Source organism: Streptomyces sp. NPDC056480 (assembly GCF_042795405.1).
In the GTDB taxonomy this organism is placed as follows: domain Bacteria; phylum Actinomycetota; class Actinomycetes; order Streptomycetales; family Streptomycetaceae; genus Streptomyces.
Window position 1 is genome coordinate 117,633 of the sequence record NZ_JBHTSA010000005.1, and the last position, 20,259, is coordinate 137,891.

Here is a 20,259-nt window from a genome sequence, read left to right on the forward strand (position 1 = left end):
CGGGTCGTTTAACTCTTTCGCGGCCCCCCCCCCCCCGTTCCCCGCCGCCGTCCCCCGCTGGTCCGCTGTCTATTTCATCTTTTTGGCGCCGGGCTGGGGGCGGGGGCCCCCCCGCCCCACGTCCGCTCGCGCGTCAGGACACCGTGATGGTGCCCGTGGTGTAGGGCATGTCCCACGTGGCGACCGTGTCCAGATCGGCCGTCCTGAGCAGCCGGCCGCGCCGCCCCAGCATGCCGCCGGCGCCGAGGGTGACCTCGCCCACCGGGTCGTCCTGGGCCGCGGCCTCCGTGCCGGCACCGCCGTTGAGGTACGTCACCGAGTCGCTGATCTGCATGGTCCTCACTCGTCCTTCGGGTCCGCGGGAGTGGTGGTGCCGTGGATGGTGCGGTCGTACGTGGTGCGCTCGCATGTGGTGCGGGTCGTACGTGGTGCGGTCGTGCGTGGTGCGGCTCAGCGGTCCTGGTACCCCTCCGTGGTGCGCAGGAGGAGGAGCGACGGTACGCGCTCCGGGAATCCGGCCCGGAGGAGCCCGTGGCCGATCCCCGCGAGCCCCGTCAGAAGACCGGGATGCGGGACTCCCTCCGGGGCGCCGCTCCTGGCGTCGTTCTCCTCGACCGAGGCGAGGAGCGCCCCCGCCCGGCGGAGCCAGTGCGGTCGCGCCTCGGGGAGCGCGGTATGGCCGAGGAGTTCGCACAGGCCGGCCTCGCCGTGGCACAGGCTGTCGTCGGGCGCCGCCCCGTTCTGCCCCAGTCGCCCGGCGGTCCCCCGTGCCCAGGCCGCGAGGTGCGGGTCGGCCAGGGCGCCCGGCGCGTCCAGCACGGCGAGTGCGATGCCGGCGTCTCCCCGGCACCAGGCCGAGTCCCTGGCCGTTCGCGCGAGTCCGGCGTCCCGGGCGGGGGCGGAGACTCCCCTGCGGCCTCCGCCCGGCCCCTGCCCGCTGCCCGGTCCCCGGCCTCCGCCCGATCCCCACCCGCTGCCGGATCCCCGGCCTCCGCCCGGTTCCTGGCCGCCGCCCGGCGCGTCGGCGCCGACGGCCGCCCGGATCGCGGACAGTCCCGCGAGCCGGTAGCGCTCGGCGGCCTGGCGCCCCGCCCCGACGGCCGCCTCGGCCTCGGCGAACCGCAGCAGGGCCCATCCCATCCCGACGGCCCCTTCGGTGAAGCCCCGCCCGAGCGGCGCGAGTTCGGCATCCGCGGGACCGTCGGCGGCGGAGCGGGCGGCGGATCGGACGGCGACGACCAGCCGGTCCGCGCAGGCTCGCGCGGCGCGCGCGATCTCCGGATCAGCACTCGGGCCGCCCCCCGAACCCGCGCCCGCACGCGCGCTCCCACCCGCGCCCAGACCACTTTCCGCGCCACCGCCGCGCGCGGCCGACAGCGCCACAAGACCGCCGGCAAGCCCCGCGCCCACCCCGTACTCCGGCTCTGCCGCGGTCGCCGCGGCGGCCAGCCGCAGCGCGCCCGACGCCCAGGCACCGACCTCCGGATCGTCCAGCAGCCGTGCCGTCTCGGCGAGGGCGTAGGCGATGCCGCCGAGGCCGGAGAAGGCTCCCGAGCCCACCGCGCCGAGCTCCTCGGGCCTGGCACGCAGCGCTTCGAGCAGGCCGGGCATCGGCGTCAGGGCCGTACGGGCGGCCTCGGCGTAGTGTCCCGCACCGGTGAGGGCCGCCAACTGGGCCAGGAACAGCGCCGGTCCGGTGTAGCCGTCGGCCAGGTCGGCCGCCATCGGGCCGATCCGCCAGTAGCGGTCGTCGAGAAGCTCCAGGCCGATCCAGTTGCTGCGCGGCCCTGCGCGGTACGCGAGGGAGACCAGCTGGTCCCCGACGGACCGGGCGGCCGAGAGCAGCCGCTCCGGCTCGGGGGCCCGGCCCGCGGCAGGGGTGCGCCGCCCCGCGACCGGGCGGTGTGCGGGGACGCGGGACGTCGTCGCCATCGCGGCCCGTACGATCCACTCCTGGTCCTGCCGGTCGACGGTGTCCAGGGCGTCGAGTTTCGCGGTGACGCGGGCGATGCCCGACAGGTCCGTACGGTCCGCCGGGGGTCGTCCCGGTGCGCCCCGGAGGTCGGCGTGACCGGGCCTGGCAGTGAACAACGGTACGTCTCCTGCCCAGAGTTGGGCGATCTCCTCGTCGATCACGGCGGGCGCGAGGAGCGGCCCGAACTGCTCGGTCCGCAGGGTCTCCAGGACCCGCTGCCGTGCGTTCGCGTCCTTCAGGAGGTCGGGGTGCGTCGACTCGTCGAGCAGCAGCGAGTACACCCAGGTCGGGCGCACGACCACCCGCACCTCGTCGTCCGCGAACGGCGTCAACAGGCCGCCCGGTCCCCGCAGTTCGCCCATCGCATCGCCGATGGCCGTGTATCCGGCCCGGAACCCGGCGCAGAGCGCGTCGATGTGGGCACCCGGGTCCACGGCCTCGCCGTCCGCCGTCCGTGGCCGGTTGGCGGATTCGCCGAACGTCCCGGCCTTGCGCACCAGTCGCATCCGGTCGGTACCGGCGTCGGCGAAGTCCGCGCGTTCGACGGGCGACACGCCCTCGCGGCCGCCTCCGACCGCGGACACGTCCAGAGCGCTGTGGTCGCCGACCAGGAGCTGCGGCAGCAGCCCGACCCGGTACACCGAGTCGTGGAGCGCGCGGGCCGCGGGGTCGGGCGTGCCGGAGCCCGGCAGCGGCGGATGGAAGAGGGTCTCCACGTCGACGAGGACCGGGTGGGCCCCGACGGCGATCAGGTTCTCGTGGTGCAGGTCGGTCCCGTCGAGCAGGTGCAGCAGCGCGAGCAGCGCGCCCTGGCGGCGGTAGAACGTCTCGACCTCCGCCGCCGAGGCGCAGGGCCGGGCGGCGACGAACTCCACCCATCCGTACGCGCCCCGGTCGAGCAGCCGCAGAGTCCGCAGATCCACGGTGCCGGGGAGCCGGTTGAACCAGGCGACGAGCTCGTTGAAGTGGCGGTGTACGGCGAGGGGGCGCGGCTTGTACACCCACCGCGTGCCGTCGGCGAAGCGCAGCAGCATCACGCTTCGCCCGCCCCGGTGGCCGTCACCGGCACCGGGCTCGATGCCCACGAGCGGCCCCGGGTCGCCGCCGGACTCCGCGAGCGGGCCGGAGGCCGTCAGGAGGGCGCGGTCGTCCGCGAGCCGCTCCAGCGCCTCCGCCGTCGCGTCCGCCGCGTCGAGCACCGCCCTCCCGAGGATCCGCGCGAGGACGGGACGCCCGGCCAGCAGGTCGGAGAGTCCGCGCCGGGAAGCGGTACGTGCCAGGAAGTCCGCGAACCGGGCCCGCGGGTCGTCCCCTTGGAGCCGCCCGGCGCCGCGTGCCTCGTGCAGTTCGAGGACCAGCGTCCGCGCCGCCGCCCGCGCCAGCCGGCCGCTGAGCTGCCGCTCCAGGTCGCCCCGTACGGCGGCCATGTCCACGAGTCCGCGCGCCCGGCCCGACAGTCGCCGCTCCAACCGCTCCCCGGCGCGGGCGGTGAACGTCCGCAGGACCCACTCGAATCCGCTGAGACCGGGCAACTCCCCGGCGGGGGCCGTGGATTCGGGCATCGGAGGGGCGGCGGCCACGGCCTGCTCGGCCAGCTCGGCCCAGTCCGGCCGTTCCGCGTCCCCGTCGTCCCGGACCAGCCCGCTGTCCCACCACCGTCCGATCGCCGACAGCGACGTCGCCGCCCGCTCCTGCCCGGCTCTCACCGCCATCGCCCCTCCTCGAACCGATCCGGCCCGGCCCACCGCTCCGGGCCGTGTCCGATCCTGGTACGGGGTGGGCCCGCGGGGCATGGGGAACATCCCCCCATGTTTTCCGCCCGACGGCGACGGGGGCGTACGGCGGCACGGGGGTCGGGCGTCGAGGTGCGGTTCCGGGGCGGGCCGTGCGCACCACACGACCTGGGCCCATGGGTGCGGGCTTCGCTCCCGCGGCACGTGCCGGGCCGACCGATCTCCTAGGCGCGCGCCGCAGGCTCCTCGCCCCGCGGGATGCCGAGGGTCGCGAGCAGGTCCTCGTGGAGTTCCATCCACACCGTGTGGCACGAGTCCTCCTTGACCCGGTCCACCCACGACAGTTCGCCGCGCCGGACCCGTGCCAGCGCGCCCGTGAAGCGGGGGCCGTACCCGCCGAGGCGGGCGATCCGTGTCCCCAGCTCGTCCGAGAGCAGGTCGATGACCCCGCCCAGTTCGGTGAGTTCGTCGAGCACCCGCCCGTCCCACACCGGGTCCCCGTGGTCGTTGACGGCGAGCCGACCCGCGCCGTCCGGTCGCACCTGCCAGTCGGTGCACGCCCGGAGGCAACGGGCGTTGTGGGCGAGGAACGTCTCGTACCGCTCCCGGACGTAGGATCCGATCCCCGCCTTCGCCAGCTCTCCGGCGAGCTGTCGCTCCCCCTCGGCCCGGCCCGAGTCGGTCAGGGTCCACCCCCGGGTCCCGGCGAACGCCCGCCGGGTCACCCAGCCCCTCGCCTCGTGGTCGAGCAGCGCCTCCTTCACGAGCTCGGGGTCGAGCCCGTAGCGCGCCGCCGCCTCGCCGTCGTCCGCCACGCCCTTGAGCCGCACGGCGTGCAGGGCGAGCAGCTCGGGGGCCGAGACGACGGGGCCGGCCGAGAAGTCCTGGAGATCGCTGGGGTTCGCCACACGTCAGAGCATAGGTCGCCGGGTCGGGGCGGAGCCCTGCGCGTACGGCACGAAGGCGCGGGAGGCGAGCCGGTGGGAGGGCGGCGCGTCGGTTATCGCGGTGGTCTGCGTACCAGGAGGAGGGCCACGTCGTCGGTCCGGTGCGCGGCGTCCCTGACGTGCAGGGTCAGTTCGTCCGCGAGCCGGTCCAGATCGGCTGCGCCCGAGGCCCCGAGCCGCTCCGCCAGGTCCGCCATGGCCGTACCGATGTCGAGGCCCGGCGCCTCGACGAGGCCGTCGGTGTACAGGGCGAGGACGGAGCCGGGCTCCCAGGGCAGTTCCATGGTCTCGTACGTGACGTCCGTCGCGATCCCCAGGAGCAGCCCCGGCGGGACCTCGAGCACCTCGGAGCTGCCGTCCGCCCGGCGCAGGAGGGGTGGCGGATGGCCCGCGCTCGCCAGTCGCAACCGGTGGTGGGCGAGGTCGAACTCGGCGATCAGACAGCTCGTGAACCGGTCGGCGTCGAGGTCGTCGAGCAGCCGGTTCGTGCGCGCCAGGATGTCGCCGGGCGACGCACCCGCCGTCGCGTGGGCGTGGACGGCGGTCCTCACCTGCCCCATGAGCGCCGCGGCGGTCGTGTTGTGTCCCTGCACGTCGCCGATGACGGCGACGACGGAGACGGGCGTCGCGCGGACGAGGTCGTAGAAGTCCCCGCCGATGTCCATGCCGTGACCCGCCGGCAGATAGCGGGCGGCGACGTCGAGACCCGGGAGAGAGGTCAGACGGTGCGGCAGCAGAACGTTCTGGAGGCTCCGCGCGAGGGAGCGGTTGGCGTCGTACAGCCGGGCCCTGTCCAGGGCCTGGGCGATGAGCCCGGCCAGCGAGGTGAGCAGCGCGCGCTCCGCCGACGGGAAGGGGCGCGGCTGTCCGTACGAGAGGACCAGCGAGCCCACGGGACGGCCGGAGGCGATCAGGGGCAGGAACGCCCAGGCGTTGCGGCCCTCGTAGCGCGGGGCCCTGGGGTGGGCGCGGCGGAGGTCCTCGTACGTGGGGAAGAAGACGGGGACACCGGTGGAGAGGACCTGGGCGTCGGCGACCGGCGCCGTGAGCGGTTTTCCGTCGAAGTGCTCGATGAACTCGTCGCTGTAGCCGCGGTGGCCGATGACGCGCAGCCGCCCGTCGTCGACGCTCATGAGGACGAGGCCTTCCGGGCCGAACGCGGGCACGATCTGGTCGGCGGCCAGGTCGACGACCTCGCGCACACCGGCCGCCTCGGCCAGGGACGCCGCGAGGTGCATCAGCTGGTAGACGGCGGTCGCGCCGACCGGCTCGCCGGGGCGGTTCGGCAGCGTCGGGACGGAGGGGAACGCGGGGGCGGCGGGAGGCAGGGGCACGGTCGCCGCGGCCGGGCCGGGGGCGGTCGCGGAGTCCGGACCGGTCCGGGGCTCGGGGGCGGTCGCGGAGGCGGGGACGGTCGCAGCCCAGGGGGCAGCCCCGGAGGCGGGGGCGGTCGCGGCCCCGGGGGCAGCCCCGGAGGCGGGAGCGGTCGCGGCCCCGGGGGCGGCCCCGGCAGCCGTCGCGGCCGCGGGGGCGGAGCCCTCATAGGGGACGGGCCCGTCCTGCGGCCCGGGCGGCCCGCCGTGGGGCAGCGGCCCGTCCGCCTTCGGGATGATGAGCACGCTGATCCCGGTCGCGTCCGGGTAGAGCTCGAACAGCAACGACGTCGCCGGCCGCCGCAGGACCGTGAACGACGTCGGCCGCCGGGCGACGGCCGCGGCCCGGTAGCGGTCCTCGAAGGCGGGGTCGTTCAGCCACGGCAGCGCCTCCCAGGGCCGCTTCCCGAGGAGCGCGGCCCCATCGGCGTTCACCAGCTCGGCGCCGGCCGTGTTGATGAAGGTGATGCGTCCGTCGAGGTCCAGGGCGCAGCACCCCACCGGCAGCCGCTCCGCGAGGTCGAGTGCGGCCGCCGCGAGGGCCGGGTCGGCCTCGGAGGGGCGCTCCGGGTGGACGACGAACGGTTCGGTGGGGTGAGGCGGCGGGGGATCCTGGTCGGCGGCCCGCCGCAGCAGCCGGGCCGCCAGACGGCAGTGGGCGTCGAGCGTCTCGTGTTCGCGCGCGTCGAGCTCCGGCGCGTGCGAGACCGGCCACAGCAGGGCGACACCGCCCCACACCGTCGTGTCGTCGAGGACGGGGACGGCCGCGAGCATGAAGTCGTACGGCAGCACGATCCCGATCCGCGGGTAGCGGTGGGCGATGTCCTGCAGGCCGTTCAGCCACACGAGCCTCCGCTCGCGGATGGCGTCGGCGACGGGGATCGGGGCGTCGACCGGGATCCGCACCCACGGCGCGGCGATCTGCCGGGACAGGCCCGAGATGAGCACCAGGCGCAGCATCCGGTCGCCCGGGATCAAGAGGTAGACGAGACCCGCCGAGGCTTCGGTGTCCCGCATGAGACCGGTGAGCACGGCGGCCATCCGGCCGTCGGCGAAGACGTCCTCGGTCCCGCTGCCCGCGCTCCCGCCCAAGGGTCTCACCGTCCCGCGGCGGCCGGGACGGCACCGCGCGGGTCCGGGCGCGAAGGGCGGCAGGCCCCACCGGACCACGTGTCCGGGCCCGGCGGCCCGGAGCGCGGTCGTCGGCGGGATACGCGCTCGTCACGCATATTCGGACGATACGTCGCGCGTCCGACGCCCGCGCGACGGAGGCGGGAACGGGGACCCGAGGGGGACGGGGCGGAGACGGGGCCCAGGGGTTCCGCCCGCCCGTCCGCTATCGTGCACCGTCGCCGGACGCCCCACGTGTCAGGGGCGGCCAGAATCAGGAGTACGTGCATGTCAGAGGCCATACACGGCAGTGCGGCAGCACCCGGCGCCGGCAATCCGCCCGCCTCCGTGCGCCGCTCCGCCCGACCGCGGACGGCGGTGGGTCGCACCCTCGCCCTGGTGCTGTTCGTCTGGGGGTCCGCCGCTGCCGTCGCGGGCGTCTCGTTCCTCGTCCCGAGCGCGGAGTGGGTGGCCATCGCCACGGGAGTGGTGCTGTGCGTGGCCTTCGGGGTGCTGCTGCACCTGTTGCACCGGGGCGTCTGGCTGGTGTTGCTCGCGGCGGCGCCGGCGCTGTTCGTGCTGGTCGGCGCGGTCCAGTACGCGCCCGAACTGGCTCTCGAACGGTATGGGATCCGCGAGAACGTCGTCGTGGTCGCCGACAGCGCCGCCGGCACCGGCGGCAAGAACCACGAGCTGACCCTGCGCGGCTCCGACGGCCGGGAGCTGGCCGAGCGGTTCGTCTATCGCGGCAGCGGCGCCCCGGCCGTCGGCGAACGCCTCGCCGTCGTGCGCGACTCACGCGGCAAGGTGCCCATGGAACAGGCCGACCAGGTCGACGCGGCCGGCCGGCTGAGCGGGCTCGTCGGCGGCCTCGTCGCCTGGACGGTGCTGGTGCTCCTCGCCGGCTGGCGCGGTCATGTCGCCCGCCGCCGCGACCTGCGGCTGTACGGCGGCGGCCGCTGAAGCACGTCGCCGCTGCCGCTCTTCGGGGCATCCCGCGGTCGCCCGCAGCGCGGCTTCGATGCGCGGTACGGGGGCCGGGATATCAGTGGGCGGAGGTGGCGGTCGACGGCGACCGTCCTGTCGGGAAAGGCGGAGACCGTGACCGTACAACCCATCCCCGAGGGGTACCCGCGGGTCACGCCGTACCTCTGTGTCGACGGAGCCGCGGCCGCGATCGACTTCTACGTGGCCGTCCTCGGCGCCGAGGAGCGCATGCGAATGCCGGCCCCGGGCGGCAAGATCGGTCACGCGGAACTGGCCGTGGGGAACTCGGTGATCATGCTCGCGGACGAGTTCCCGGAGATCGGGTTCCGCTCCCCCAGGGCGATCGGCGGCACGCCGATCACCCTGCACGTGTACGTGGCGGACGTCGACGCGGTCTTCGCACGGGCGCTCGCGCAGGGCGCGAAGGAACTGTCGGCGGTCAAGGACGAGTTCTACGGCGACCGCACCGGCCAGTTCGAGGACCCCTTCGGGCACCGCTGGAACGTGGCCTCGCACATCGAGGACGTCCCGGCCGAGCAGATGGGCAAGCGGGCCGCGGAAGCGCTCGAGTCCTTGGACTCCGGGTCGAACGGAGCCTGATCCCCGGCCGTGCGTGATCCCCGGCCGTGCGTGATCCCCCGCCGCGCGTGCTCACGGTCAGCGGCCGTACATGCCGCGGCACAGATCGGCCGCGCCCATGGGAGCGTCGATGTCCTGGGCCTGGCGGCACAGTCGGCGCATCGCCGGAGTCCCCGCGTTCGTCGGCTGCGGGCCACCGCGCGTGGCGGACGGCACTGCGGGACGTGACGTCCCCCGCCCGGGCGGCACCGCCGCGCGGGGTTCCGTCCGTGGACGGGTCTTCCCGGCGCTCGCCTTCGCCGGCTTCGCCGCCTTCCGCGTGGCCGTCGTGCCTCTGCGCGCCGGTGGGGTCGACGTCCGCCGCTGCGGTGACCTCCCGGCGTCGGGAACACCGGCCCCAACCACCTCCCGGGCGACCGGCCCTCCCCCCGGCCTCCCGGCCGGCGTGCCGGGGAGCGGTTCCGTGTCGGCGATCTCCTCGTGAGGAACGGGCTGCGCGGGTACCGGCCATGCGGTGACCGGCGTCGAGATCGGTGTCGGAGGCCGGTCGGCGGCCGGCGCCGGCCCCTCGGGCGCGGGCCGGGGCGGGGGCGGCGGCGGGTGGGGAACGGCCACACAGCCGGCCGTGAGGAGTACGGAGAGCAGGAGGAACGTCGTACGGCGGGGGTGCATGGTGATCACCGTGCCCGAACCGGCCCTGGGCGCGCGGGCGGCACGGACCGGGTCCACCGTCACGGGTGAACCCGGTCGCGCGGAGCGGGATCCTCATTCCTCGCGCAGAGTTCTCACCAGGTCCCGGGGCAGACCATGCGTGTCGTGGAGGTAATGGAGGTCCTCCTCGTCCAGTGGGCGCTGGAACCGCGGGCGGGCGAGCACCCGGCGGCCGCGTTCGAGGAGCCTTCGGAACCGGCGTTCCTCGTCGAGGAGCATCCGGCGCACCTCGCCCGGGTCCGTGTCCTGCCGGAAGTGGTCCAGGGTGTGCTCGATCAGCTCGGAGGGCAGGTCGCCCAGACCGCGCGTCGGATCGTCCCGCCACAGCACGGTGAGCACCCGGCGGACCAGGCGGCGCAGCACGTATCCCCGTCCGGTGCTGCCGGGGCGCACCCCGTCGCCGCTCACCACGACGGCCGAGCGGAGATGGTCGTGGACGAGCCGCCGGGTCGGTTCGTCCAGCGTCCAGACCGGCGGGACGAGGCGGCGCCAGGGGTCGAAGACGTCGCAGTCGAACACGGACGGCTTGCCCTGGAGCAGCGAGGCGAGCCGCTCCAGGCCGAGCCCGGTGTCGATGTTGCGCTGGGGAAGCGGGACGAGGGAGCCGTCGTCGAGGCGGCGGTGACGCATCATCACGTGGTTCCACACCTCCACCCAGCGGTCGTCCCCGGTGGGTGTCGAGCGGGGCGGGGTGTCCCCGCTCCACAGGAAGATCTCCGAGTCGGGGCCGCAGGGGCCGGCCGGTCCGTTGGACCACCAGTTGTCGGTGACGGTGAGCTCCACGGGGACACCGCGGTTCTGCCAGAGTTCCAGCGAGGCGCTGTCCTGTCCGGTCTGCTCGTCGCCGGCGTGCACCGTGGCGTGGAGGAGGCCCGGGTCGATGCCGAGGCCCTCGGTGAGCAGGTCGTATCCCCATTCGAGGCTCCGGGTGCCCTCGTAGTCGCCCAGCGACCAGGTCCCGAGCATCTCGAAGACGGTCAGATGGGTGGCGTCGCCGACCTCCTCCAGATCCGTGGTGCGCAGACAGCGCTGTACGTTGACGAGGCGCCGGCCCATCGGGTGGGGACGCCCCTCCAGGTAGGGGGTGAGCGGGTGCATGCCGGAGGTGGTGAACAGGACCGGGTCGCCCGGCGGTGGCAGCAGTGTCGATCCGGTGATGCGGCGGTGGCCGCGCTCCTCGAAGTACTCGACGAACGTGCGGACGAGGTGCTCGGTCTTCATGGGACGACTCCTTCGCGGACGGCAAGGGAGGCACCGGAGAACGGGCCGGCGGGGTCGTCGCAGCGGGCGGAGGAGCCATGGAACCACCGGCGGGCCGTTTCCGGTCGCCGGTGGGAGGGGAAGGTCAGGCGGCGGCAACCGGCGAGCTGGTCGCTCGCGCGGTCGCGGTGAGGCTTCGGCCGGTGACGTTCATACGGGCGACGGTAACGCGCCGCCGCCGTTCGGGCACGCCCTTTTTGGGGTCCCGAGCCACCGGGTCCCGGGTCACCCGAGTCCCCGGTCACCCAGGTCCCGGGTCACCCACGTCCCGAGCCACCGGCTACGGCGTTCCGCTCGGGTCCTTCTCCGTCCGGTGGCCGCGGCGGGCGTCGCGGTCGAAGATGCCGAGGATCTCGCACGGGCCGCCCTCGGCGCCGATGGCGTGGGGCAGCATCGTGGGGAACTCGGCGGCCTGGTTGGTCTCCACACGGATGCGCCTGTTCCCGAGCAGCAGGACGGCCGTTCCGGAGAGGACGACGAGCCACTCGCGGCCCGGGTGAGCACGCAGGCGCGCGGGGTTGTCCGGCGGGGGTTCCGTCATCCGCTGGCGTACGACGGTCATGCCCGGTTCCGCCTTGATGGGCCAGCGCATGAGCCCGTGGGCACCGTCGATCATCGGGCTGGTGACGACGTCGTCGGTGGCCGTCTCGACCAGCTGGTCGAGGGAGGTGTCCAGGGCCCGGGCGAGGGTGACGAGCTGGTCCAGCGCGAGGCGGCGCCGGCCGTTCTCGATGCGGCTGAGGGAGGACTGGCTGAGGTTCGCGCGGGTGGCCAGTTCTTCGAGGGACCAGCCCTGAGCGACCCGCAGGGCGCGGATCCGCTTGCGCACCAGGCTGTCCAGCTCACCATCTTCTTGCGTCATAGGCATCAATGTATGCCGCATTCGCAATGCGTGCCTACCGTCGGGGCATGCATACGAACAAGCCTGCCCAGGTGAGCACCGCCACCGACCCGGACGCAGCCGACGCGCGTCGGCGTCGCACCGTCCTGATCGCCGTCTGCGTCGCCCTCATGGCCGTCATCGCCTCCGTGTCCGGTCTGAACGTGGCCCAGCCCGACCTCGCCGTCACCTTCGGCGCCTCCCAGAGCACGATCCTGTGGATCATCAACATCTACACGCTCACCCTGGCCGCCCTCCTGCTGCCGCTCGGCGCGATCGGCGACCGGCTCGGCCGCAAGCCCATGCTGCTCGGCGGCCTTGCCGTCTTCGGGGTGGCGGGAGTGGCCGCCGCGCTCGCGCCCTCCGCGGAGGTCATGCTCGCCGCGCGTCTGCTCAGCGGTGCGGGAGCCGCGATGATCATGCCGATCACCCTGGCCGTGATCACCACGACCTTCCCCGAGGAGGAGCGGGGCCGGGCGATCGGCGTGTGGACCGGCGTGGCCGGTGGTGGGGGCGTCCTGGGCATGTTCCTCTCCGCCGCGCTGGTCGACGCGGCGAACTGGCGGTGGCTTTTCGCGCTGCCCGTCGTGCTCGCCGTCGTGGCCTTCGCGATGACGCTGCGGTCCGTCCCCGACTCCCGCGAGGCCACGGGGCACCCCTTCGACACGGTCGGCGCCCTGGCCTCCGCCGTCGCCGTGGCCGGCCTGATCTTCGTCCTCCAGGAGGGCCCGGAGCGGGGCTGGACCGCCCCGGCGACCCTGCTCGGCGGCGCCGTCGGTGTCGTCGCCGCGGTCGGTTTCGTCGTACGGGAGCTGGGCCGCCGGGATGCGGCGCTCCTGGACCTGCGCGTCTTCGGCCGGCGGTCGGCGGCGGCCGGTTCGCTCACGCTCCTGGTGCTCTTCGGCGTCCAGGCGGGTGTCTTCGTGGTTCTCTTCCCGTTCTTCCAGGCCGTGTCGGGCTGGTCCGGTCTGCTGTCCACGCTCGCGCTCATGCCGATGGCCGTGGCCATGATGGCGTCCTCGGGTCTCGCTCCGAAGCTCGCGGGGCGGACCGGTGCCCGTTCGACGATGGCGACGGGCATCCTGCTGGCCGGTGCCGGTCTGGCCCTGATGGCCACGTCCGTCTCCGTCGACGGCGGTTATCCCTCGGTGCTCCCCGGCATGCTCGCCATGGGGACCGGCATGGGTCTGGCCATGACCCCCTCGACCGAGGCCATCACCGGCTCCCTGCCGCGTGAGCGTCAGGGCGTCGCCTCCGCGCTCAACGACGTCACGCGCGAGTTCGGCACCGCGCTCGGCGTCGCCCCGCTCGGCGCGCTGGTCTCCGCCGGTTACCGCGGCGCCATCGACACCCGGCTCGACGGGGTCCCCCAGGAGGTGGCCGACACCGCCCGCGAAGGCGTCGCGAACGCCGTCGGGGCGGCGGGCGGAGCCGGCCCCCACGGGCGGGCGCTGATCCGCGCGGCGCAGGAGTCCTTCGTCGACGGCTGGCAGCAGGCCATGTGGGCGGGGGTCGTCGTGATGGCCGCCCTCCTCCTCTGCATACTCGTCCGTGGCCCGAAGGACGCCCGGCCGAAGACATCCGTGAAGGATGACGACAGATTGCGCGGAATTACGGAACGTTCTCCAGAAGGATCGTTTCCTTCCGCATGAAGCTGTTCTGAATACTGGTCAGGAACAGTTGAGGGGTTGACGATCGCTGGTGGCGGGCAGGTTTGGAGGGCCGCGAGCCGGGCATCGTCCGGCGTCACGGCAGTGCGGCCGTCACCACGTGCGGGAGTGCACACAGCCCAACCGCGTCCCTCCGCGGCCGAACGAAGAAGGAGGTTGGTCCCCATGACAGTGCGTGCTCTCGAGCAGCCCCGGCTGTGGATGCCCTATCCGCTGCGGGTGAATCCGTATCTGTCGGCCCTGCACGAGGAGAGCGAGACGTGGGCGCGCGCGATGGGAATGCTGGACGGCGCGGAAGGACCGTCGGGCCATCCCCCCATATGGACCCGGTCGCAGTTCCATGCCATGACGGTCGACCAGTTGACCGCCTGGGCCCTGCCCGACGCCTCGTTCGCCGACCTCCGGCTCAACCACCGTTTCAACATCTGGGCGTTGGCCTGGGACGACTACTTCGCGACCGCGTTCAAGCAGACCGGTGACCTGCCCGGCGCCGTGGCCTTCACCGCCCGGCTCCACGAGTTCCTGCGACCGGACCTCGGCAACGGCGCCCGCTCGCCCGAGCCGTCCAACCCGGTCGAGCGGGGCATCGCCGATCTGCAGCGGCACCTCTTCCCGCTTCGACTGGCGCACTGGCGCCACGAGTTCAACCGGGCCCTGGTGCGCTACGTCGACGCGGGAGTCGAGGAGCTGGTCAACAGCCGCGGCGGCCGGGTCCCCCACCTGATCGAGTACGCCCCGTTCCGGCGCGAGAGCTTCGCCGCCCACACCGCCCCGTACTCCGTCGAGCTGGCGACCGGCGCGCGCATACCCGAGCAGATACGGCACAGCCGCACCGTACGGGCCCTGCTCGACGCCTTCATGGACTACATGGGGCTGGCCAACGACCTCGCCTCGTACGAACGCGAGGTCAACGAGGAACACGACGTCAACAACCTGGTCGTGGTGCTCGGCACGTCCCTGGGCATCGCCCTCCACGACGCCGTACCCGCCGCCCTGAACCTGGTGAACACCCGGCTGCGGGACTTCGAGCACCTCCGGCAGAGCGAACTGCCGCAGCTGGTACGGCGATCGGGCCTCGACCACGACGAGCGGGCCGAACTGGAGACCTGGCTCCAGGGCGCCTGCGGCTTCCTGTCCGGCCTCCACGCCTGGTACACGGGAGCGCCCCGGTACGCCGCCACGGACCTCTCCGTACCCGAGCAGCGGCAGCGGTCCTGATCCGGTGAGGGGGATACCGACGGACGGGCGTCGGCAGCCCCCTCGACCGGCTTGTGACCGCGTGTTCCTGCGGCCTACCCCAACCGCAGCAGGCGCTTGAGCCGCGTCCGCCACGAGGGGCGCGGCTCGGGCCGGCTCTCCGGCTCGGGCGCGGGCTCCGGCGCGGCCGTCCGCCACGGCGGCGCCGCCGGCGTTCCGGTGCTCGGGGCCGGCGGGGCCGGCAGCGGGCTCGGGACGTCGAAGTCCTGGGGGGCGCGTGCGGCGAAGCTCACGGGCAGGGCCGTCAGGTGCCGGGCCCAGGTGGAGGAGCGCCAGGTGAGGTCCTCCTCGGGGATCGACAGCGCGATGTCGGGAAGCCGGGTGAGCAGGATGTCGATGCCGGTGTCGGCGATGATGCGGCCGATGTCCTGGCCGGGGCACTCGTGGGTGCCGGCGCTGAAGGACAGGTGCGCGCGGTTGTGGTGCACCGGCGTCGCGGGATCCGGGCGGATCGCCTCGTCGACGTTTCCTGCGGCGAGACCGAGCAGGAGCATGTCCCCCGCCTTGATCTGCTGTCCGCCCAGGGTGGTGTCGCCGTTGGCCCAGCGGCCGGGGCACACCATCAGCGGGGGCTCGTCCCAGAGCACCTGCTCCACCGCCTCCGGCAGGGTCATCTGACCGCCGGCCAGCGACCCGCGGAACCGGGGGTCGGTGACCACCATGCGCAGGACGTTGGACATGAGGTTGGCGGTCGTCTCGTACCCGGCGAGGAGGATGAGGCGCAGGTGGTGCTGCACCTCCTCGTCCGACAGGTTCGCGGGGTGGGCCATCAGCGCGGACGCGATGTCCTGCCCGGGGCGGACCCGCTTGGCGTCGACGAGCTGGGCGAGGCTCTCCAGGACGTAGGCGTTGCTGGCGAGCGAGGTCTCGGTGGCCTTGAAGAGGTCACGGGCGGCGTGGACGAGCCGGGGGCCCGCCTCGTCCGACATGCCGAGCAGGTGGGTCAGCGTGAGCATGGGGACGTGCTCGGTGAACTGGCCGACCAGTTCGGCCTCGCCGTCCTCGCAGAACGTGTCGATCACCTGGTGGGCGAAGCGGGTGATGTGGCGGCGGATGCCGCGGTGGTCGAACTGGCTGAGGCCGGCCGTGACGGCGCCGCGCAGGCGCTGGTGCTCCTCGCCGTCCGCGCAGACGCAGTCGGGGCGCCAGCCGATCATCGGCACCAGCGGCGAGGTGGCGGGGTCGATCTCTCCGCTGCGCCAGCCGTGCCAGACGCGGGGGTCGCGGGAGAACTGGGTGGGCCGGCTGGCCACGTCGCGGTTCTCGAGGTAGCCGAGGACGAGCCAGGCGCGTACGTCGCCGTCGAGCAGTACGGGCGCCACCGGGCCGTGCTTGGCGCGCAGTTCCTCGTACAGGCCCATGGGGTCCGTCTCGGCGGCGCCGCCGTAGAGACGGGTCGCTCCGCCGGGTCCGGTGGCGACGTGGGCCGGGCAGCCGGGAGGGGGGATCGCCCCGGGCATGGCGGTGGTGTGTTCGGCGGGCGGGAGGGTCATGCGGTCTCCTGGGCGGCGGCGAGGGTGCGCAGGTAGACCATCAGCGACAGCAGGGCGTCACGGCAGGACGCCCGGTCACGTGCGTCACAGGTGACCATGGGCACGGATTCGCTGAGGGCCAGAGCAGCGCGCAGGTCTTCTACGGGGTGGTACGGAGCCTCCGGGAACGTGTTGACGGCCACGACGAACGGGACGCGGCGGTCCTCGAGGCGGGTGATGACTTCGAAGCAGACTTCGATCCTGCGGGTGTCGACGAGGACGACGGCGCCGAGCGCGCCTTCGAAGATGCCGTTCCACAGGAACCAGAAGCGCTCCTGTCCCGGCGTCCCGAACAGATAGAGGATCAGCTCCTCGTTGATGCTGATCCGTCCGAAGTCCATGGCGACGGTCGTGGTGTTCTTGCCGTGGGCGCCGGGGTTGTGGTCGATGCCCACGCCCGCCTGCGTCATGGTCTCCTCGGTGGTCAGCGGCGGGATCTCGCTGACCGCTCCGACCATGGTCGTCTTGCCGACGCCGAAGCCGCCGACGATCACGACCTTGACGCCCCTGGCACTGTGGGGCAGCCGCATGTCCGTGCCGCGTGGGCCGGCATCACGTACGTCAGAGCTTGCGTAGTCCATGGATCACCGCCTCCAGCAGGCCGCGTTCGGGGAATGCCGCGACGGGCACGGGTGCGATGGCCTCGACCCGTTCGTCCTCGACGAGTTGGGAGAGCAGCGTGGTGACGACGCTGAAGGGAAGGCTGAGGTACGCGGACACCTCGGCCACCGAGAGCGGGTAGGAGCACATCGTGAGGATGGCCGCCTGCTCGGGCTGCATCGCGGCGTCCGGCTCGGAGCGCGTCGCGATGAGGGTGACCAGGTTGAAGGTGTTCGCCGCGGAACCCGTGCCCCCGGTAATGACGTAGAGCGGAACGGGATCGGTTTCATTCCAGGGGTCCTGGTTCTCCGATGTCACATCGCCTGCCCGACGTCCTCACGAGGAGGGCTGGTCATGTGCTGTCCGATCCTGACCACGAGCGTCCTCATGCGGTCGCCGAGCAGGCCCGCGTCCACCTGGTCGTCGGCGAGCACCGCGAGGTAGGCGCCGGGGCCCGCCGCCATCAGGGAGAAGTAACCGCCGTCGGCCTCGATCCCGACCATCCGCGTCGAGCCGTCCCCCTCGGGGAACCGCTGGGCGATGGCCCTCGCCAGGCTCTGGATGCCGGAGCAGGCCGCGGCGATCGCGTCGGCCGTGTCGGGCTCCGTGTTCGACTGCCCGATGCACAGGCCGTCCGCCGACAGCACGACGACGTGCCGTACGTACGGGACGCCGCCCACGAGCTCCTTGAGCATCCAGTCCATGTTCGGCAGTGGCAGCATGTTACTCGACCTCATCTGAAGGCTCGCTGAGTGAAGGGGAAGGTTCGGCGGCCGCGCGCTTGTCGCCGTTGAAGGCCTCCCACATCAGACCCGGCTGACGGGTCGTGCCGGAGGATCCCCGGGTGGCGGCCGGAGCGGGGGGCGTGGGGCCCACCTGGACGATCGGCGTCTGGACGGGTGTCTCGCGTCGCCGTTGCGGGAGTCCGTTGACGGTCTTCCCGACCTCCGCGGATTCCTTCGGGGCGTCGCCAGGGGGTGTCGGCCGGGGCAGGATCGGGCCTCCCGTGCGCCGTCGGGCCGGCGGCTGTGGATACCGCACGGCGGACTGCGGCACGGTGGTGATCAGATTCCTGGGAACCAGCACCACGGCCCGTACGCCTCCGTAGGCGGAGGTGCGCAGGTCGACCTCGCAGCCGTGCTCGCGGGCCAGCCGGCTGACGACGGGCAGGCCGAGCTGCGTCACCTCGCCGAGTCCGGCCAGGTGGATGCCGGACGCCGACTGGGCCATGATGCGCTCGACGCGCGTGCGGACCTCTTCGGTGAGTCCGACTCCGCGGTCCTCGATCTCGATGGCGATGCCGGAGGGCACCTCGCTCGCGGACACCTCCACCGGGGTGTGCGGCGGCGAGAACGTGGTGGCGTTGTCGAGCAGTTCGGCGAGGAGGTGCATGAGGGGCTCGGCTCCGGGGCCGACGACGGCGACGGCGGTCACCGACTGCAGCTTCACCCGGGGGAAGTCGACGATGCGCGACATGGCTCCGCGCAGCACGTCGTAGAGCGGGATCGCCTTCGACCACTGCCGTCCGGGGCGGGCGTCGCCGAGGACGGCGATGCTGGCCGCGAGGCGGCCGATCAGGGCGGTGCGGTGGTCGACGCCCTGGAGGCCGCGGGAGACCACGAGATCGGTGCCGTGGATGATCTGCATCTGGTGCAGGTCCTTGGCCAGCTGGTGCACGATCGCCTGGACGCGGCGCGCGACGGCGACGAGTGCCCGCTGGGAGGCGTCCCTGGTGTACTCCTCGGCCTCCACCGCTTCCAGGAGCGTCTGCAGCGCGCCCCGGACCGCCTCGGTGAACTCCTCGTCGAGGTGTTCGCCGAAGTCGACGGTCCGCAGGATCTCCGAGGCGGGGTCGCCCTTCTTCATCCGGGCGACCGCGGCCGGGAGCAGCTCCTCGGCGAGCCACACGGTGGTGGCGCGCTGATCGGCCAGCCGTCCGAGCAGCGCGGACTCGCGTTGCGCGTAGTACTCCTGCGCGTCGGCGACCGCCCGCTCGTAGCGCACCACTGCCCCCGACCGCAGTCGGCGCGCGGTCACGGCGGACGTGAGGGCCGTCAGCGCGACCGCGGCGAGACCGCACCAGGCGACCGGTGTCCGTATCTGTGCAGAGGAGAAGAGAAACGCTATGGCAAAGGCTCCGGCCAGAACTCCAGGGGGGAGGAGCCAGACGCGATCGACCGCGGGTGGCCGGGCTCTGGAAATTGAACCTGCACGAACCATCAAGGGGTCCCTAATCAGTCTGGAATGAACGGACTGAGGTGAAGCGATGCACCGACTGGAACGAATCGGGCCTCTTTCGGGCGATTGCCGCGTTCCGTCCGCTCGGCACCACAGCGTTCATGACTCGCTGTGACCGCAGCGCAACACACGGGGGAGCATAGTCAGTTCGGGTTCGCCATGTGACCGTGCTGGAAGGGCTGCCTCCAGTGGTCACTCTCAACCCATAAAGCGACCAATCACTGCACGGAAAATGCAATGAACCGATCGCATTCTGGCGTCCATTCATCAGATTTCGCGGCACCCGAACAGACGACCGCCCGCGAGATGCCACACACGCCGCAATCGCGAACCCTCCCCGCGCCTCACCGCCACCCCATCTCCTGTGACGTGCGTCACGCCTTAAAAGTCCTTTAAGGAACAAGGCCGGGAAGCTACCGATTTCATATGCATTGCGGTTAGTTGACGCCCCCTTTGAACGATGGTCAAGATCTCCACGAGTTCGCCACACCTCACTCGGCTTCACCTCATCTGGAGCACTCGATGCGCAACAGGGCTGCCCTGACCACAGCAGTCACTCCCGTCACCCGGGAAACGGCGCGCCCGGAGCACCCGTCCGATCGCGTCTTCGGGAAGGTCGCCCGGCTCGACCCCAGCGGTGCGGGCGTACGCGGACAGGACGTCGAGCTCTTCGACGCCGCCCTGCGACTGCCGAACGCGCAGGACCAGGCCGCGAGCTCCTCCCCCAGCTCGCGCAGGTCCCGGCCCGCCCACACGGCGCCCCTCACGTGGCGGTCCATGCCGCTTCCCCTGATGGTCGCGGGCGCGCTCTCGGCGGGCCTCGCCGGCGCGCTGACGGTCTGGCTCTCCGCGGGCCCCGAGCCCGCGCCGCCGTCGCTCCCGTCCCTCTCGCTCCCGCTCCCCGACCTCGCGACGGCCCCGGCCCGGCCCGCGGCACCCTCGACCGACGGAAACGCCACGAGCGACGGCACCCCCACGGCCGACGCACACCCCTCGGCCGAGCAGAGCGCTCGCGCCCGTAGCGGGCAGGCGACCCCTCCCCCGGCGTCCGCCGCACCCGCGCCCTCGGCCACCCCCTCCCGCACGCCCTCACCCACGGCCCCCGTCGTCCCCGCGACGACGCCCCCGTCGCCGCCCTCCTCGCACCGCCCCCAGCGGCCCGCGCGGCCCGCGTCGAGCGACCTCTCCCCGGGCAGCACCGGCCCCGAAGTCGCCGATCTCCAGCGGCGGCTCCAACAGCTCTACCTCTATCTCGGTTCGGCCGACGGGGTGTTCACCGAGCACGTCGGTGAGGCCCTGAGCCGCTTCCAGATCGCCCGGAACATCCCGGAGAGGCCCGGCGTCTACGGCCCCCTCACCCGCTCCGCCCTGCGGGCCGAGACCGACTGAGTCCAGGCACCGCCCCGC

Annotated in this window: 17 protein-coding genes; 5 read left to right on the forward strand and 12 right to left on the reverse strand. The window is 73.2% G+C overall.

Annotated elements, in window-relative coordinates:
- Window positions 1-133: 133 nt before the first annotated feature.
- The 4 genes from ACFQ79_RS04560 to ACFQ79_RS04575 all read right to left on the reverse strand — a co-directional run bounded on the left by ACFQ79_RS04560 (window position 134) and on the right by ACFQ79_RS04575 (window position 7,120).
- Window positions 134-334, reverse strand: coding sequence for a hypothetical protein (locus tag ACFQ79_RS04560; RefSeq protein WP_383579347.1), 201 nt, complete (start codon window positions 332-334; stop codon window positions 134-136).
- A gap of 116 nt (window positions 335-450) precedes the next feature.
- Window positions 451-3,687, reverse strand: a complete 3,237-nt coding sequence (locus tag ACFQ79_RS04565; RefSeq protein WP_383579348.1) for a type 2 lanthipeptide synthetase LanM family protein — start codon at window positions 3,685-3,687, stop codon at window positions 451-453.
- Between the two features lie 245 nt (window positions 3,688-3,932).
- A complete protein-coding gene (locus tag ACFQ79_RS04570) occupies window positions 3,933-4,616 on the reverse strand; it encodes a transcriptional regulator (RefSeq protein WP_383579349.1) in 684 nt (227 codons plus the stop codon).
- A gap of 92 nt (window positions 4,617-4,708) precedes the next feature.
- Window positions 4,709-7,120: a SpoIIE family protein phosphatase gene (locus ACFQ79_RS04575; protein ID WP_383579350.1), complete on the reverse strand. Its 2,412-nt coding sequence runs from the start codon at window positions 7,118-7,120 to the stop codon at window positions 4,709-4,711.
- 306 nt (window positions 7,121-7,426) lie between these two features.
- On the opposite strand from ACFQ79_RS04575, the gene ACFQ79_RS04580 reads away from it, so the two are divergent.
- Window positions 7,427-8,101, forward strand: a complete 675-nt coding sequence (locus tag ACFQ79_RS04580; protein ID WP_383579351.1) for a hypothetical protein — start codon at window positions 7,427-7,429, stop codon at window positions 8,099-8,101.
- Window positions 8,102-8,239: 138 nt separating this feature from the next.
- Window positions 8,240-8,725, forward strand: coding sequence for a VOC family protein (locus ACFQ79_RS04585; RefSeq protein ID WP_383579352.1), 486 nt, complete (start codon window positions 8,240-8,242; stop codon window positions 8,723-8,725).
- Window positions 8,726-8,782: 57 nt separating this feature from the next.
- Here ACFQ79_RS04585 and ACFQ79_RS04590 read toward each other — a convergent pair whose 3' ends face one another.
- The 3 genes from ACFQ79_RS04590 to ACFQ79_RS04600 form a co-directional block, all read right to left on the reverse strand.
- On the reverse strand, window positions 8,783-8,920 hold the full coding sequence (locus ACFQ79_RS04590) for a hypothetical protein (protein ID WP_383579353.1): 138 nt from the start codon (window positions 8,918-8,920) through the stop codon (window positions 8,783-8,785).
- A gap of 549 nt (window positions 8,921-9,469) precedes the next feature.
- Window positions 9,470-10,636 carry an alanine--tRNA ligase-related protein gene (locus tag ACFQ79_RS04595; protein WP_383579354.1) on the reverse strand — a complete coding sequence of 389 codons (1,167 nt, stop codon included), beginning with the start codon at window positions 10,634-10,636 and terminating at the stop codon, window positions 9,470-9,472.
- 319 nt (window positions 10,637-10,955) lie between these two features.
- Complete coding sequence (locus ACFQ79_RS04600; RefSeq protein ID WP_383579355.1) at window positions 10,956-11,537, reverse strand: helix-turn-helix domain-containing protein; 582 nt, start codon at window positions 11,535-11,537, stop codon at window positions 10,956-10,958.
- Window positions 11,538-11,584: 47 nt separating this feature from the next.
- Between ACFQ79_RS04600 and ACFQ79_RS04605 the strand changes: the two genes are divergently transcribed.
- A complete protein-coding gene (locus tag ACFQ79_RS04605) occupies window positions 11,585-13,207 on the forward strand; it encodes an MFS transporter (RefSeq protein ID WP_383579356.1) in 1,623 nt (540 codons plus the stop codon).
- A gap of 183 nt (window positions 13,208-13,390) precedes the next feature.
- Window positions 13,391-14,443, forward strand: coding sequence for a hypothetical protein (locus ACFQ79_RS04610; protein WP_383579357.1), 1,053 nt, complete (start codon window positions 13,391-13,393; stop codon window positions 14,441-14,443).
- A 74-nt stretch (window positions 14,444-14,517) separates the two neighbouring features.
- Here the strand turns inward: ACFQ79_RS04610 and ACFQ79_RS04615 are convergent, their stop codons facing one another.
- Genes ACFQ79_RS04615 through ACFQ79_RS04635 form a run of 5 tightly spaced genes read right to left on the reverse strand, consistent with a single transcriptional unit; the run spans window position 14,518 to window position 18,651 of the window.
- On the reverse strand, window positions 14,518-15,975 hold the full coding sequence (locus ACFQ79_RS04615) for a cytochrome P450 (protein ID WP_383579358.1): 1,458 nt from the start codon (window positions 15,973-15,975) through the stop codon (window positions 14,518-14,520).
- Window positions 15,972-16,595: an ATP/GTP-binding protein gene (locus tag ACFQ79_RS04620; RefSeq protein ID WP_383579359.1), complete on the reverse strand. Its 624-nt coding sequence runs from the start codon at window positions 16,593-16,595 to the stop codon at window positions 15,972-15,974. The genes ACFQ79_RS04615 and ACFQ79_RS04620 overlap by 4 nt, the downstream gene beginning before the upstream one ends.
- Window positions 16,576-16,932, reverse strand: a complete 357-nt coding sequence (locus tag ACFQ79_RS04625) for a DUF742 domain-containing protein (RefSeq protein WP_383579360.1) — start codon at window positions 16,930-16,932, stop codon at window positions 16,576-16,578. Before ACFQ79_RS04625 ends, ACFQ79_RS04620 begins: the two co-directional genes overlap by 20 nt.
- A complete protein-coding gene (locus tag ACFQ79_RS04630) occupies window positions 16,929-17,336 on the reverse strand; it encodes a roadblock/LC7 domain-containing protein (protein ID WP_229312772.1) in 408 nt (135 codons plus the stop codon). Before ACFQ79_RS04630 ends, ACFQ79_RS04625 begins: the two co-directional genes overlap by 4 nt.
- A 1-nt stretch (window position 17,337) precedes the next feature.
- Window positions 17,338-18,651, reverse strand: coding sequence for an ATP-binding protein (locus ACFQ79_RS04635; protein ID WP_383579361.1), 1,314 nt, complete (start codon window positions 18,649-18,651; stop codon window positions 17,338-17,340).
- A 723-nt stretch (window positions 18,652-19,374) separates the two neighbouring features.
- Between ACFQ79_RS04635 and ACFQ79_RS04640 the strand changes: the two genes are divergently transcribed.
- A complete protein-coding gene (locus tag ACFQ79_RS04640; protein ID WP_383579362.1) occupies window positions 19,375-20,241 on the forward strand; it encodes a peptidoglycan-binding protein in 867 nt (288 codons plus the stop codon).
- The last annotated feature ends 18 nt before the right edge of the window (window positions 20,242-20,259 follow it).